Origin of the sequence: Pseudomonas sp. NPDC088368, from assembly GCF_044753445.1 — a bacterium.
GTDB lineage: Bacteria > Pseudomonadota > Gammaproteobacteria > Pseudomonadales > Pseudomonadaceae > Aquipseudomonas > Aquipseudomonas bambusae.
In genome coordinates, this window is sequence record NZ_JBIVNG010000019.1 from 55,448 (window position 1) to 69,235 (window position 13,788).

Annotated in this window: 12 protein-coding genes; 4 read left to right on the forward strand and 8 right to left on the reverse strand. The window is 59.9% G+C overall.

The annotated features are described in order from the left end of the window. Positions 1 to 51: 51 nt before the first annotated feature. Complete coding sequence (locus tag ACIQAL_RS30285) at positions 52 to 753, reverse strand: CoA transferase subunit A (protein ID WP_401152091.1); 702 nt, start codon at positions 751 to 753, stop codon at positions 52 to 54. A gap of 130 nt (positions 754 to 883) precedes the next feature. Between ACIQAL_RS30285 and ACIQAL_RS30290 the strand changes: the two genes are divergently transcribed. The 4 genes from ACIQAL_RS30290 (at position 884) to ACIQAL_RS30305 (ending at position 4,676) form a co-directional block, all read left to right on the forward strand. Next, entirely contained in the window at positions 884 to 1,783 is a 900-nt protein-coding gene (locus ACIQAL_RS30290; RefSeq protein WP_401152094.1) for a LysR family transcriptional regulator, read from the forward strand. A gap of 295 nt (positions 1,784 to 2,078) precedes the next feature. After that, positions 2,079 to 3,449 (forward strand): gluconate:H+ symporter, encoded by a 1,371-nt coding sequence (locus ACIQAL_RS30295; RefSeq protein ID WP_166597967.1) that lies wholly within the window; start codon positions 2,079 to 2,081, stop codon positions 3,447 to 3,449. Between the two features lie 208 nt (positions 3,450 to 3,657). Further along, positions 3,658 to 3,933: a hypothetical protein gene (locus ACIQAL_RS30300; RefSeq protein ID WP_401152096.1), complete on the forward strand. Its 276-nt coding sequence runs from the start codon at positions 3,658 to 3,660 to the stop codon at positions 3,931 to 3,933. Positions 3,934 to 4,073: 140 nt separating this feature from the next. After that, positions 4,074 to 4,676: a LysE family translocator gene (locus ACIQAL_RS30305; protein ID WP_341959021.1), complete on the forward strand. Its 603-nt coding sequence runs from the start codon at positions 4,074 to 4,076 to the stop codon at positions 4,674 to 4,676. Positions 4,677 to 4,832: 156 nt separating this feature from the next. Here the strand turns inward: ACIQAL_RS30305 and ssuE are convergent, their stop codons facing one another. The 7 genes from ssuE to ACIQAL_RS30340 form a co-directional block, all read right to left on the reverse strand. Continuing rightward, positions 4,833 to 5,414: an NADPH-dependent FMN reductase gene (gene ssuE, locus ACIQAL_RS30310; RefSeq protein WP_341959020.1), complete on the reverse strand. Its 582-nt coding sequence runs from the start codon at positions 5,412 to 5,414 to the stop codon at positions 4,833 to 4,835. Between the two features lie 388 nt (positions 5,415 to 5,802). Next, a complete protein-coding gene (locus ACIQAL_RS30315; protein ID WP_166597971.1) occupies positions 5,803 to 6,885 on the reverse strand; it encodes a polysaccharide biosynthesis/export family protein in 1,083 nt (360 codons plus the stop codon). Between the two features lie 162 nt (positions 6,886 to 7,047). Further along, positions 7,048 to 8,460 (reverse strand): undecaprenyl-phosphate glucose phosphotransferase, encoded by a 1,413-nt coding sequence (locus ACIQAL_RS30320; protein ID WP_401152100.1) that lies wholly within the window; start codon positions 8,458 to 8,460, stop codon positions 7,048 to 7,050. Between the two features lie 13 nt (positions 8,461 to 8,473). Continuing rightward, the gene (locus tag ACIQAL_RS30325; protein WP_401152102.1) at positions 8,474 to 9,727 is read right to left on the reverse strand and encodes a glycosyltransferase family 4 protein; all 1,254 of its coding nucleotides are present in this window, start codon (positions 9,725 to 9,727) and stop codon (positions 8,474 to 8,476) included. A 97-nt stretch (positions 9,728 to 9,824) separates the two neighbouring features. Next, positions 9,825 to 10,865, reverse strand: a complete 1,041-nt coding sequence (locus ACIQAL_RS30330; RefSeq protein WP_401152105.1) for an acyltransferase family protein — start codon at positions 10,863 to 10,865, stop codon at positions 9,825 to 9,827. Between the two features lie 9 nt (positions 10,866 to 10,874). Next, complete coding sequence (locus ACIQAL_RS30335) at positions 10,875 to 11,996, reverse strand: glycosyltransferase family 4 protein (RefSeq protein ID WP_401152108.1); 1,122 nt, start codon at positions 11,994 to 11,996, stop codon at positions 10,875 to 10,877. A gap of 388 nt (positions 11,997 to 12,384) precedes the next feature. Next, positions 12,385 to 13,707, reverse strand: coding sequence for a hypothetical protein (locus tag ACIQAL_RS30340; protein WP_341959016.1), 1,323 nt, complete (start codon positions 13,705 to 13,707; stop codon positions 12,385 to 12,387). Positions 13,708 to 13,788 lie beyond the last annotated feature (81 nt).

Sequence of the window (13,788 nt, forward strand, 5' to 3'; positions counted from 1 at the left end):
GTGAAAGCCGACGTTTCCAAAGGGATAAGCGTTCGAGTGCGAAGCGGGAGATCAGGCTTTCCTGATCGTGCGCTGTTCGATGCGTTTCTCGAAGGTGCCCAGGATCACGCGGTCTACATAGATGCCCGGCGTGTGGATTTCGGTCGGCAGCAGCACGCCCGGCTCGACGATTTCCTCGACCTCGACCACGGTGATTTTCCCGGCGGTGGCGGCGATCGGGTTGAAATTCTGTGCGGTGTGACGATAGACGACGTTGCCGAAGTGGTCGGCTTTCCAGCCTTTGACGATCGCGAAGTCGCCGGTGATGGCTTCTTCGAGAATCACGTTACGGCCGTTGAACTGGCGGGTTTCCTTGCCTTCAGCGACAGGGGTGCCGTAACCGGTGGCGGTGTAGAAAGCGGGGATGCCAGCACCGCCTGCGCGCATTTTTTCAGCGAGGGTGCCTTGGGGAGTGAGTTCGACTTCCAGCTCGCCGTTGAGCAACTGTTCCTCGAACAGTTTGTTCTCGCCGACGTAGGACGCGACCATTTTGCGGATCTGCCGGTCTTCCAGGAGGATGCCCAGGCCGAAACCGTCGACGCCGCAGTTGTTCGACACCACTGTCAGGCCTTTCACGCCCATGCGTTTGATCTGCGCGATGAGGTTTTCAGGGATACCACACAGGCCAAAGCCGCCCGTCAGTACCGTCATGTTGTCGGTCAGGCCAGCGAGGGCCTCTTCGTAAGTTGCAACCCGTTTGTCGAGTCCAGCCATGGTGATATCCCGCCTGATTTGTAGTTGTGTCTGACAATCATGCTGCCAGAGAGCGTTGTTTGCATCTTCTCTCTGTCTCAGTGATTTGTTAATTTTGTTTTTTTCATAGATTGATAAGTATTTCAAATATATGAACGTGAAACAGCTTCGAGCATTTCTGGCCGTCGCGCAGTCCCTAAGTTTCGCGCAAGCGGGGGAGCGCCTGCACCTGTCGCAACCGGCGCTGAGCCTGACCATCAAGGCATTGGAAGAGGACTTGGGCGGTCAATTGCTGACCCGCACCACGCGTAATGTCAGCCTGACCCCGGAAGGGGAAACGCTTGTGCCCTTGGCCCGTCAGCTGTTGGCGGATTGGGACAACGCCGAAGAACTGCTGCGCCAGCGCTTCACGTTACAGATGGGCAAGGTGTCAGTGGCCGCCATGCCATCGTTCGCGGGCAATCTGCTGCCGATTGCGCTCAAGGTGTTTCGCGGGCGCTTCCCCAGGGTCAATGTCGCGGTGCACGACGTCATCAACGAACAGGTGCTGGAAATGGTCGATCACCGCCGCGTTGAATTGGGCATCGGCTTCGAACCAGAGTCCGCCAATAACCTGACCTTCACGCCGTTCTACACCGACCGTTTCGTCGCGGTGGTGCCGATGGATTCGCCCTTGGCGGCGAAAGGGGAGGTGACGTGGGACGAGCTCCTGCGCCACGACTTCATCACCCTGCAACGGCCCTCCGCCGTGCGGCTGTTACTTGAGCAGGATCTGCAAACCCAGCACGGCAAGCTCTCGGTGGCGTTTGAAAGCCATCAGCTGTCCACGGTCGGCCGCATGGTGGCGAACGGGTTGGGTGTCAGCGCCGTGCCCTCGTTGTGCATTCAGCAAATGCAGGAATTGGGCGCCCGCTGCATTGCGCTCGAAGGGCCGCGCATCGAACGGCGGATCGGGTTGATGACCCTGGCTGATCACAAGCTGTCGGCGGCAGCGCAGGCGTTGCGGGATGTGCTGATCGAGTGCGCCCAGGCTGTTTCTACGGCGGAATGACGTTCCCTGTAGAGCGAATTTATTCGCGAAAATCTTCCAGCTATTAGAGATGTATCGCCTGTTCCGACCCTTCGCGAATAAATTCGCTCCTACAGCGGTAGCGGTGTCAGCGAACTTCCCCTTTTGAACACGAACATTGAATTCATTTAGATGAATGGATGAATGGCAGGGCTTTTCGGCCACTTTCCGAGAAAAAATCACTGCGACGACTTGCCGCATCCGGTATCGTTTGGCCATCTGAAACAAAGTGTTTCAGAAAACCTTGAATAAGAATCGAACGATTAAGGGGTCACTCTTGGACTTGTCGTCTGCTGCGTGGGTGTTTCATGACACCCGCCTGATCATCTGCTGCCTGATCGCCATTGCCACGATCATCGTGTTGATCAGCGCCACCAAACTCCCGCCGTTTCTGTCGATTCTGGTGGGTACTTTCATCGCAGGGATAGGTGCGGGGCTGCCAGCGGAGGCGGTTGCAAAAGCGTTCAGCAAAGGCGCGGGCGGGATTCTCGGGGAAGCGGGGATCATCATTGCGCTGGGTGCCATGCTTGGCGCGCTGATGGCGGAATCGGGGGCGGCGGATCGCATCGCCTCGACACTGCTGGGGTTGGGCAAGGGCAAAACGCTGCCATGGGTGATGGCGCTCGTGGCGATGGTCATCGGCCTGCCGCTGTTTTTCGAGGTGGGGTTGGTGATGATGGTGCCAATCATCTTCGTGATGGCGCGTCAGTCGAACCTGCCGCTGCTGAAGATCGCGATTCCGGCTTTGGCGGGCATGACCACGCTGCATGCACTGATGCCTCCCCATCCGGGGCCGCTGATTGCGGTCAGCGCCTTGCACGCCGATCTGGGCCTGACCATGTTGCTAGGCATTTGCATCGCGATTCCAGCGGTGATTCTGGCCGGTCCGCTGTACGGCAACTGGCTGTCCAAACGCTTGCATATTGAAGCGCCCGCCGAACTGGGCGAGCTGTTTTCCGCCAAGTCCAACGTGAATCGTCAGCCGGGCTTTGGTATTTCCCTGTTGATCATCCTGTTGCCGGTGATTCTGATGCTCGGCAGCACGCTGGCCAAGGTGGCGATGGAGCCGGAAAGCAACGTCGCGCTGACCCTGAAATTCCTCGGCGAACCGCTGGTGGCCTTGGGGATCGCCGTGCTGGCGGCCACGGTTTGCCTCGGTTGGGCCAACGGCATTTCCCGCGAACAGGTCGGCGGCACGCTGCGTAAAAGCCTTGCGCCGATTGCCGTGCTGTTGCTGACCATCGGCGCCGGTGGTGGTTTGAAGCAAACGTTGCTGGATGCGGGTGTCAGCCAGACCATCAGTAAAGTGGCCGAAGGCGCGCACATGCCGTACCTGCTGCTCGCCTGGCTGATCGCCGTGGCACTGCGTCAGGCGACGGGTTCTGCCACCGTGGCGACCACCACGACCGCAGGTATTCTCGCGCCGATGATGGCGGGCCTGGCGCCGATCGAAGCGTCGTTGGTGGCGTTGGTGATCGGCGCGGGTTCGGTGTTCTTCTGCCACGTCAACGACGCGGGTTTCTGGATGGTCCGCGAGTATTTCGGCTTGCAGCTCAAACAGACGATCTGGGTGTGGTCGGTGTTGCAGACCATCGTCTCGGTCGTGGGCCTGATCGGCACGTCGCTGTTATGGCATTGGTTGGTGTGATGCCCGCCTGAATTCCACTCAACCCCTGTAGGAGCTGCCGGAGGTTACGACAGCTCCCTCAGGGAATGCTGCGTTTCATCAGCATCACGGTGTTCAGGGTTCAGGCTCTGAAAACCCGATAGCGACTATCAAGACGACTGATTTCAGCTGGAATGCCCCGGCGCGTAGCCTTGGCTTCATTCCAGAAACGAGCCGAATGGAGGCTCCCATGAACCGTCTTCTTGCCCTTGCCCTGTTGCTTTCAGTCGCTGTCGTTTCTGGCTGTGCCGCTGGCAATCACCCCGAATTGCGCCCATACACCGCTGAAGAAACCCACCAGTTGGCCCTTGAAGACCTCAACCGTCGCGGCCTCTCCTACGACGATTACCAGGCCCGCAAAGCTCAGTTGATGGCTCAGCCTCAATTGCAGCAAACCCACGAATTCGACAACCGCGGCGAGTTCAACGCCGAGGTCAGCACGGCTTCCAAGGCTCGTCAGGGCTGAACGCTGTACGCCAATACAGTTGCTGTGACCTGAGTTTCGCCAGCTAACTGTACGGACGAAAGTCAGCCTTACTGTCCATGTGTTTCCCGCCTCGCTTTCGCTAGCGTGGCAGGCAGAAAACAACACACTGGACCCGTCTCATGCTGACTCCCGACCTGCTGCTCGCCTTTATCCTGTTCGCCCTCGTTTCATCCATCACGCCGGGTCCCAACAACACCATGCTGCTGTCCTCGGGCGTGAACTTCGGTTTCAACCGCACCATTCCCCACATGCTCGGCATCAGTTGCGGTTTCGCGTTGATGGTGCTGGCGGTCGGCTTCGGTCTGGGGGCGGTGTTCAAGGCTTATCCCGTGCTCTACACCGTGCTGCGTTACGCGGGCGCGGCATATCTGTTGTACCTGGCGTACAAGATCGCCACCTCAGGCCCCGCCAACGAAAGCGATGCAGGCAAAGGCAAACCGATGAGCTTCCTCGGCGCGGCAGCATTCCAGTGGGTCAATCCCAAGGCGTGGGTGATGGCGGTCGGCGCGATCAGCACGTACACGCCCATGAATGGCTATTTCACGAACGTCGCGGTGATCGCGCTGGTGTTCGGCATCGTCAACCTGCCAGCGGTGGGGATGTGGGCGGGGTTTGGCAGCCTGTTGCGCAACGTGCTGCGAGATCCGCTGTGGTTGCGGGTGTTCAATGGGGTGATGGCGGCGCTGTTGGTGTTGTCGCTGTATCCGTTGTTGGAGCACTGATTCGGTCTGTCGGACGCCACGTCCGGAACATGAAACGGTGAATGAACTGTGGGAGCGAATTCATTCGCGAAAGGGTGGTACATCCGACAGAGATTTATCGGGCGTGCCGGCGTATCGCGAATGAATTCGCTCCCACAGGGAAATGCGTTTAGCTGCTTACAACGCCAGCTTCAAATGTCCCCCGGCCTCTTTATGCCGCGCGTTCGTACGGTGTTGCAGCCCCAGCAGGAAATGATCCAGCCCGTCGTGCAGTCGCTGGGTCAGCAGTTCGTCGAGATCCCCACCGAGATCGTTGTCGCCGTAGCTGATCTGGGTGTCGATGGCGAACACGCCGTGCAGCACTTCCTGGCATTTGAGCGCGGACAGCACCGGCTTCAGCGCGTAATCCACGGCCAGCATGTGCGCGATGCTGCCACCGGTGGCGATGGGCAGGACAACTTTGCCGTGCAGCGAGCGCTCCGGCAGCAAATCGAGCAGGGTTTTCAACGCGCCGGAAAACGACGCCTTGTACACCGGCGTGCCGATCAGCAGACCGTCGGCCTTGGCCACGGCGTCGATAAAGGCGATGACTTCGGGGCTGTCGAAGCGTGCGTAAAGCAGGTCTTCGGCATTGAAGTCCTGGACGCGGACAGGCTTCACGCCGACGCCGTGATCGGTCAGCCACTGTGCCGCGTGTTTCAGCACCACGCCCGAGCGTGACCGGGTCGATGGGCTGCCTGAAATTGAAACGACCAACATGTTCAGATTCCTTGGGGTCAGTCACCCGAGGTGCAACGTGCACCGTACAGGCCGCGTGCAACGCGAAAGTGAGTGGGCGGATAGACCCTGTGACAGTTTTAAAGCAGCATGCGTGCCAGCGTGGCCGACGAACGTATTGCCCAATGATTGCGCGGGTTCCACGACAGTTGTGCGTAAACGCCTGATGATGCGAACTGATGCAGGCGGAGGCAAGTGTTGAATAGGTGTTGTTGGGGCAACAGTTGCGGGTATCTCGGCGCCATTGCCTTTAGCTGGATGAACAAAACGCCAGCTAAAAAAAATCCCCGCAGCCAACGACTGCGAGGATTTTTGCTTTTGCTTTTGCTTCTAACTTGCCACTTGAAGCTCCAGGCTCGACGCTGCTCCTTTAGTTCCGGAACATCGCACCCGTCTGGATGATGTTGTTCGAACCCAACAGCTGGCTCACGTAACGGCTCCAACGGGTGATGTTGGCCGGGCCGACAAACACGACGTCTTGCGCCGCCAGTTCGAAACCCTTGGCCAGCGCGTAACTGGTCGGTTTCTTCGCGTTCAAGTGATACACCGTCGCCGAGTGGGTCGCGTCCTGCGCCCGAATCACGTAAACGGCCTCACCGTCCGCCGCGTCCGGGCTCAGGCCGCCGGACGTGCCGAGGGCTTCAAGCAGGGTCACGCTGGTGGTGCTGAACGAAATCACCTGTGGACGCTGAACCTCGCCCAACACGTAGATCTTGTTTTTCGAGTTGCTGTTCAGGTGCAGGTAGTCGCCGTCCTTGAGGTAGATCTTGCTCAGCTGCGAATCCTTGCGGTTCAGCGAATCGACGTCGATCACGTAGTCCTTGCCGTCGCGACGCAAGGTCAGGCCAGCGAGGTTAGCGTCGGTCAGGTCCAGGCCAGCGGTGCTGATCGCTTGCACCAGGCTCAACGGGATGTTGGTGATCGGTTGTGGCCCCGGCGCTTTGAACGCACCGGACAGGAGGATGCGCTGGCTGTTGTAACGCAGCACTTTCACGTCCACCTTGACCTCGGTGTATTGCGGCAACAAGCCCATGCGCAGTTGTTCGCGAATCTGCGAAACGGTCTTGCCCGCCGCTTGAATACGACCGACATACGGGAAGAACACCGTGCCGTCGTTCAACACTTCGCGGCTGTTGGCGTCCAGTTGTTCCTGAGAGCCGGGGGCGGTCAGTTCAGGGTGTTCGAATACGGTGACCAGCAGGGCATCGCCCGGCCCGACCACGTATTCAGGGGTTTTGTAGGTCATTAACTCAGGTGGCAATGGCTTGGCCTGGGAAGCAGCCGTTTTTTGCTGCTGGGCCAGGGTCGTCGGAGTGATCTGGACGAGCGTGACCGCCGGACCGTCAGGGTCCTTTTCAGTGACATCGCTCAGTGACATGTATTGACCGGGGGCGAATGCGCAGCCTTGCAAAACCAGACTGGAAAGCAGCACTACCGCTAACGTTACTTTCATATGAATGTTCCTTCTAATCCTAATAGGTGCGTACTGGCACCGCAGTGATTTCATTGCATCCCTTACTCACACCGAACAGCGGATCACGTTATTTCATACACCCATGCACCTCCTGCCGCGCTCGTCAGCGACGGCCACGTCGTTTTTATTGGCAGATTTTTTCTAAAATGCGTTCTTGTTGACGAAGCCTTTGAAGAGCGTCAGCAGGATGATTTTCATGTCCAGCCAGACCGACCAGTGCTCGATGTACTGCAGGTCGAATTCCACGCGTTTCTGCATCTTGTCCAGCGTGTCGGTCTCGCCACGCCAGCCGTTGATTTGCGCCCAGCCGGTGATGCCCGGCTTGACCTTGTGTCGCAGCATGTAGCCCGAGACCTGCGTGCGGTATTGCTCGTTGTGCGCCACCGCGTGAGGGCGCGGGCCGACGATGGACATGTCGCCGCGCAGCACGTTGAAGAATTGCGGCAGCTCGTCCAGCGAAGTGCGACGCAGGAAGGCGCCCAGCGGCGTGATCCGGCTGTCGTTGCGCGTGGCCTGGGTGACGACGTCGCCGTTTTCCTGAACGCTCATGCTGCGGAATTTCCAGACCATGATCGGTCGGCCGTCCAGCCCGTAGCGGCGTTGGCGAAACAGCACAGGGCCCGGCGAGGTGAACTTGATGGCCAATGCGATCAGCATCAGCGGCAGGGCGATCATGCCGAGGATCACGCTCGACAGCACAATGTCCTCGATGCGCTTGACCATGCTCCACGCGCCGTCCATGGGCGAGTCGAAAATGCTGATGCTCGGCAGGCCGTTGATGCTTTCGGTGCGGGCGTGCAGCAGCTCGAACATGAACACGTCCGGGATCACGTAGACCGACGCGGTGGTGTCGCTCAGCCCCTTGATCAGCTCTTGAAGCCGCGCCTGGGCGCCAAGAGTCAGGGTGATGTAGACCTTGTCGATCTTGCCGTCGCGGGCGTCGGCGATCAGTTGATCCAGATCGCCCAGCACCGGAATGCGCCGGCCGATCCGCGCGAGGTCCATTTGCTCCGGGGTCTCGTCGTAGAAACCCAGCAGGTCCAGGCCCATCCACGGCGCGCTTTCGATGGACATCGCCAGGCGTTCGCCGCAATGGCCGGTGCCGACGATGGCCACGCGTCGGGCGTTGAAGCCGCGGGCGCGAAAGGTGTGCAGCACGCTGCGAATCGCCAGCCTATAACCACACAGCGCCATCATGACGGTGGCGAACCACGCCATCTGGCTGTTATTGGCCAGGTTCGCCGGGTGCAGCAGCAGATAATCCACGGTCAACAACAGGATGAACGCCAGCCCCCAGTAGTTGGCGACTTTCAGCAGTTCGCGCAGGATGCGTTCGCCGCGCCACGAGCCGTAGAGCTGGTGGTACTCAGCGAGCCAGTGGAACGCCACCGCCGCCAGCAGGATTTGCATCCAGGCTTCGGCGTCCATCTCCGAACCTGCGATGAGGTTGACGCAATAGCCGCCGATGGCAATCACCGCCAGATCCAGCAGGCGGTGGGCGACGGACAAGGACGATTGATGAGCATGCAAGATGCCGCGAAGAGGTGTGCTCATGTTCGGTGCTCGCTCAGACAGATTTAATCGGAACAACGCGGGCGGCGAGGTCGCCAGGGACCAGGCTTGAGGCAGACAAACTGGGTGTAACAAGGCTCGGCGCTGGCTGCGTGGCCCGGTACTGCGCGGGTTGGCGGGCCTGGCGCGAGGCGCTCAAGCGCATCTCGACGAACTGACGCATTTCCTGCTCGAAGCGGGCTTCGCTGAACCGCTCGGCGTTGATGCGACAGGCCTGTGCCGTGATGCGGGCGCCGGAGGCTTCGAAGGTCTCGACCGCCTCCATCAACGATGCGGCGCTCTGCTCCGGATAAAACACCCCAGTCGGTTGCGGATGATCCAGCCCGCAGACGGTTTCCAGCACGCCGCCCTTGCCGAAGGCGATGACCGGCGTGCCGCAGGCCTGCGCCTCCACCGGGCTGATGCCGAAGTCTTCCTCGGCGGCGAACACGAAGGCCTTGGCGTTGCGCATGTGTTCCTGCAACACCGCGAACGGTTGATAACCGAGCAGCGTGACGTTTGGCGCGTGGGCCGCCACGGCTTTGGCTTTTTCCATCTCCGGGCCGTCGCCGACCACCACCAGACGCTTGTCCGGCATGGCGGCGAAGGCTTCGATGATCATCGGCATGCGCTTGTAGGGCACCATGCGCGACGCCGTGAAGTAGTAATCCTGCTTGGTCTCTTGCAGGGTGAAACCGTTGGTGTCCACAGGCGGGTAGATCACCGTGGATTCGCGACGGTAGGACTTGGTGATTCGGGCGCCGATGAAGTGCGAGTTGGCGATAAAGTCATCGACTCCTGCGGAGGTGCGCTGATCCCACATCCGCATGTAGTGCAGGATCATCCGTGCGACCTTGCCCTTGAGGCCGCTGTTCATGTTGGCTTCTTTCAGGTACTGGTGCTGCAAGTCCCAGGCGTAGCGGATGGGCGAGTGCACGTAGCTGATGTGCAATTGGTCCGGGCCGCACAGCACGCCTTTGGCCACTGCGTGGCTGCTGCTGATGATCAGGTCGTAACCGGACAGGTCCAGTTGCTCGATGGCCATTGGCATCAACGGCAAGTAACGCTGATATTTGGTGCGCGCCTTGGGCAGACGCTGAATGAACGTGGTCTTGGCCACCTTGCCGCCCAAATGGGCGCGGTCCTGATCGCTGAGGAAATCGATGACGGAAAACAGATCCGCCTCGGGCCAGATATTGATGAGCGCGGCCAAAACCCTTTCGGCACCCGCGTACGTCACCAGCCAGTCGTGGACGATTGCAATTTTCATTGGAATTCTCTGCATTAACGGCTCACGAAAACCCGCCACGTCGAGCGAAGCTCGCGCAGGTTTTCCCAGAGCGGTTGTCATTGGCGCATGCACGGCTTCAGACGCTGATGGTTTGCGCCTTGGCCTTGCGATTATTGAGACGTTTTCCAAGTTGGATAAAAGGTGTCTCGATGTAGCGGAAAGACAGATGAGACGCCCCGAGGGTCAGGAGGGTGGCGACGACCGCAAGGGTCAACGCCGAAGCCCCGCTGCTCTTTAGAAGAAACTCAGCCAGCATCAACATTGAAGGGTGAAGCAGGTACAGCGAGTAACTCACCGCGCCCAACCACACCAGCGCGGGGTGGTCCAGACGCACGCTGCGGGTCAGCAACAGAAAACTGCTGATGGCCAGCGCGTAGGTGAAGCAGTAACGGCCCCATGTTTCTCCGGTGCCCATGTCTTTGCTGTAGGCCATGATCAGCGTCGGCATCAGCAGCACGGCGAAGGCAATCAACAGCGTTTTCAGGTTACGGGTCAGTTCTTTGCTGTGTTCGGCCAGCAGCCACTGGCGCCACACCGAACCGAAGAACATCAGCGACAACGCCAGCGGCAGGGCCACCGGCAACTTGCGCTCGCTCACCGCGCGAACCACGGCCATGGCCAGGGCCATCAGCAAGAACAGCAACGAACAACGGGTGCGGAAGGTCTGGTCGTACAGCTTGCCACCGATGAACAGCGCCAGGCACAAGGCGTAGAACACCAACTCGATGAACAGCGTCCAATACAGCCCCACCACGTCATCGAAGCCCAGGGCCGCCTGCACCATCGTCACGTTGGCGACGATTTGGGTGAGGGAGGGCAGCGGTGCGTCGGTCAGCTTCAGCATTACCACGAACAACAGCAGCGAGAGCCAGTACGCCGGGTACAGGCGCATGAAACGTGAAATCAGAAATCGCTGCGCGCCGTCGGGACCGGGCTTGAGGCTGTAGGGGATGACCACGCCGCTGATCATGAAGAACCACAGCACGCCCAGCTTGCCGGGGTCGATCAGGTAATCGAAAACCCAGACATGACCGATGATCGGCGCATAGAGGTGCGTGAACACCACCATCAGGGCCGCGATGCCGCGCAGCGCGTCAAGATAGGCCAAACGTTTCATGGGCGTGCCTCAGAGCTTGCTGGACGATTCACGACGCAGGGCGTCATTGCCGGTGCTGGTGCGACGATCCCTGGGCTGGTTGAGCAGGGTGTCGATGCGCTGCGACACGCGCCGCGCCGACTCGTCCCAGGAAAACCGCGCCACGTTGTTCAGGCCGCGTCGTCGCAGCGACTGGCGCAGCGGCAAGTCCACCAGAATGCGTTCCATCGCCGAGGCCATGTGCGTGACATCCATCGGGTCGAAGTACAACGCGCTGGCCTGCAACACTTCTGGAATCGACGCCGCGTTGGCGGCCAGCACCGGGCACCCACAGGCTTGCGCTTCCAGGGGCGGGATGCCGAAGCCTTCATACAGTGAAGGGAACACGAACGCCGTGGCCCCCTGGTATTGCTTGATCAATTCCTCATCGCTCAGCCGACCGAGAAAGCGGATGCGCTTGTCGCGGCTGGCCAGGCGTTGCAGGTTGTCATCGGCAAACACGTCACTCGCTCCACCGACGATGTGCAGTTGCAGGTCGTCGTGGTCGCGCAGCATCAAGAACGCTTGAATCATCCGGCTGAAGTTCTTGTGCGCGCTGGGCGAGGACACGGCGAGCAGATAGTCGGGGTGATCCTTGAGCGGCGGCCCCGGCTGGAACGCTTCGCTCACCGCGTTGGGCACCACGAAAATCTTCTTTTCCGGGTAGTTGTAAAACTGCGAAATCTCGCCCTTGGAAAAGTTGCTGACGGTCAGCAGCGCCTTGATGCGCGACAGCATGATCGGCGTCATCGTCCGGTACAGCAGGCGAAAGGCACGGGTGTAGCTTTCAGGGTGACGCACGTACGTGACGTCGTGGTGGGTCGCGATCTGGTTGCCGTAGAACAGCGGCGCCGTGCTGCACAGGGAAATCAGCAGCGGGTTGCCGTTGCGGCGCAGGTACAGCGGCAGGTCCAGCTGTTCCCAGACATGGCCGCTGTGGCTGCCGATGCACTGCACGTCGAGGGCGCGGGCCGTGTCGTGCATTTTGATGCCGTGAGGCGCGACGAAAACCACGTCGTCACGCAGCTGTTTGAGGGCCAGACAGGTCTGTTCCGCGAAGCGTTGGACGCCGCGCAACTCCTGAGTCAGAAAACGTGCATTGATCACAATCATTGTGGGCGACCTGATAAGAAGATGAATGGGTCGTGCGTGGTCCTTCGACGCCCGGCATGGCCGAGCGCTTTGACGCGAATTGAGGCTGTTTCGGATTGCGCCATCGACCTGCTTCTGCCGAAGGCGTAGATGCTCAGATGCATCGCCGGACTGCTTCTGCCGAAGGCGTAGGAGCTGGCTTGCCTGCGATCTGTTGCGCAGCGGCAGCAGAACCGGGCACTTCGGTTGTGTCAGGCGTAATGCGTTTACTGCGTTTGCGACTGCTGCGGTCGGACGCGACCCCGGAGCGATCGTAGGTAAGCCAACTCCTACGGCCTGCGGCCAAAATCAAAAGCTCCGATCGTGCCGGTTCCCACAGGCACGGTGTGCGCTGGCATTCATCTGCGAATCAGGGCAAGGCAAACAGGGCAGGGCGGGTACCCAGCGTGATGATCTTGGGAAACTCATCGATCGGCACTTGCGCCGAACACCGTCCCTCGTTGCAACTCCACGGTATGCCGCTGTCGACCAATCCTTTCTGCGGCTCTCGCGTGTCGATGTACTGCACGTTCCCGTGCAACACGCTGCTCGAATCCAGTTTGATTGACCGCGGATAACCTGCCGTCCACGCCACCATGATCTGGTCCGAACCGCGGGCGAACCTCAGCAGGTACTGCGAGTCGATCTCCCGGCTCTTCTCCGCGTCATAGCGAAACTGATGCAAGGTCGGGCTGATTGCCTTCAACGTCAGGTACGCCTGCTTGACCCCCAGGTCCTGCGTCAGCAACCCGAAATTTTGTTCAGGGTCCGTGGCGTCGGGGCCATCGTTGAGCAAGCCGTTCCACCACATCCCTTTGATGTTCGGCATCGTCTGCGCCAGGAAGAAGCTGCGCGCCAGAAATGCCGCCTGGGTTTTCTCGTCGCCGCCGCAGCGCCCTTCGTTGCTGGGCCAGCCCATCTCGGTCAGGTACAGCGGCACGGCAGTCTTGTTCTTTGTCTTGTCCTTGAGGTCTTCACTGATCCGTCGCAGCCAGGCGATCCAGTTCTCTGGCGTGTTGCGTTCATCCGCGCGGCAATGCACGTACGGGTGCAGCGACAGGCCATCGACGACATTCAGAATTCCCGATTCCACCAGCCGGTCGGCGAAGCCCAGGTCCATGCCCTGACTGGTCACCGCCCCGGCGAGAATCACCATCGGCCGCTGGTTGGTGCGAATGCGCCGGGCCGCTTCCTGCACCAGCACGCTGTAATCCTTGGCGAAGTCAGAATCGACAGGGTTCTCCTTGTCCCACTCGTTCCAGACTTCATAAAAATCCACACTGTCCGCCAATTGACGGGTGACAAAACTCACGTAGTTGCCATAGGCATCCCGCACCAGTGGTTTTCGCGGCTTGGCGTAGTTGTCGTAAAACGGGTTGCCGTAGCCCAACACCAGCAGTGGCCGTAGCCGATTTTCCTGGGCCTGGCTCAGAAACGTCTGCCATGACGGCTCGATTTTCATCAAGCCTCGTCGGGGTTCGGCGCTGGACCAGTAGGCATCGTCCCGCACCGAATCCACGCCCGCCGCCTGCAGCAGTTGCAATGCCTTGGCTGGCGAAGTGTTCTTGTTCATCAGGTGGGTATCAACCCCGATGATGAAGGAATCGTCGGCAAGGACTGCGCCGCACATGCCCCAACTCAGCAGCAGGACCGTAAGGGGTCGTCGTAACCTCGTCAGGTGCGTGATGGGCATGGTTTGTCTCAATGAAGAGGCACGGTCCGGAGCGCTTGCTCAGGTAGGTCTCGGGCCGTCGGCGGGTGGAGTCGCGTGACT

Coding starts and splice junctions, on each gene's coding strand:
- ACIQAL_RS30330 (WP_401152105.1), bottom strand. CDS start 10,865: ATGAAACGTTTGGCCTATCTTGACGCGCTGCGCGGCATCGCGGCCCTG.
- ssuE (WP_341959020.1), bottom strand. CDS start 5,414: ATGTTGGTCGTTTCAATTTCAGGCAGCCCATCGACCCGGTCACGCTCG.
- ACIQAL_RS30335 (WP_401152108.1), bottom strand. CDS start 11,996: ATGATTGTGATCAATGCACGTTTTCTGACTCAGGAGTTGCGCGGCGTC.
- ACIQAL_RS30305 (WP_341959021.1), top strand. CDS start 4,074: ATGCTGACTCCCGACCTGCTGCTCGCCTTTATCCTGTTCGCCCTCGTT.
- ACIQAL_RS30340 (WP_341959016.1), bottom strand. CDS start 13,707: ATGCCCATCACGCACCTGACGAGGTTACGACGACCCCTTACGGTCCTG.
- ACIQAL_RS30320 (WP_401152100.1), bottom strand. CDS start 8,460: ATGAGCACACCTCTTCGCGGCATCTTGCATGCTCATCAATCGTCCTTG.
- ACIQAL_RS30300 (WP_401152096.1), top strand. CDS start 3,658: ATGAACCGTCTTCTTGCCCTTGCCCTGTTGCTTTCAGTCGCTGTCGTT.
- ACIQAL_RS30285 (WP_401152091.1), bottom strand. CDS start 753: ATGGCTGGACTCGACAAACGGGTTGCAACTTACGAAGAGGCCCTCGCT.
- ACIQAL_RS30290 (WP_401152094.1), top strand. CDS start 884: ATGAACGTGAAACAGCTTCGAGCATTTCTGGCCGTCGCGCAGTCCCTA.
- ACIQAL_RS30315 (WP_166597971.1), bottom strand. CDS start 6,885: ATGAAAGTAACGTTAGCGGTAGTGCTGCTTTCCAGTCTGGTTTTGCAA.
- ACIQAL_RS30325 (WP_401152102.1), bottom strand. CDS start 9,727: ATGAAAATTGCAATCGTCCACGACTGGCTGGTGACGTACGCGGGTGCC.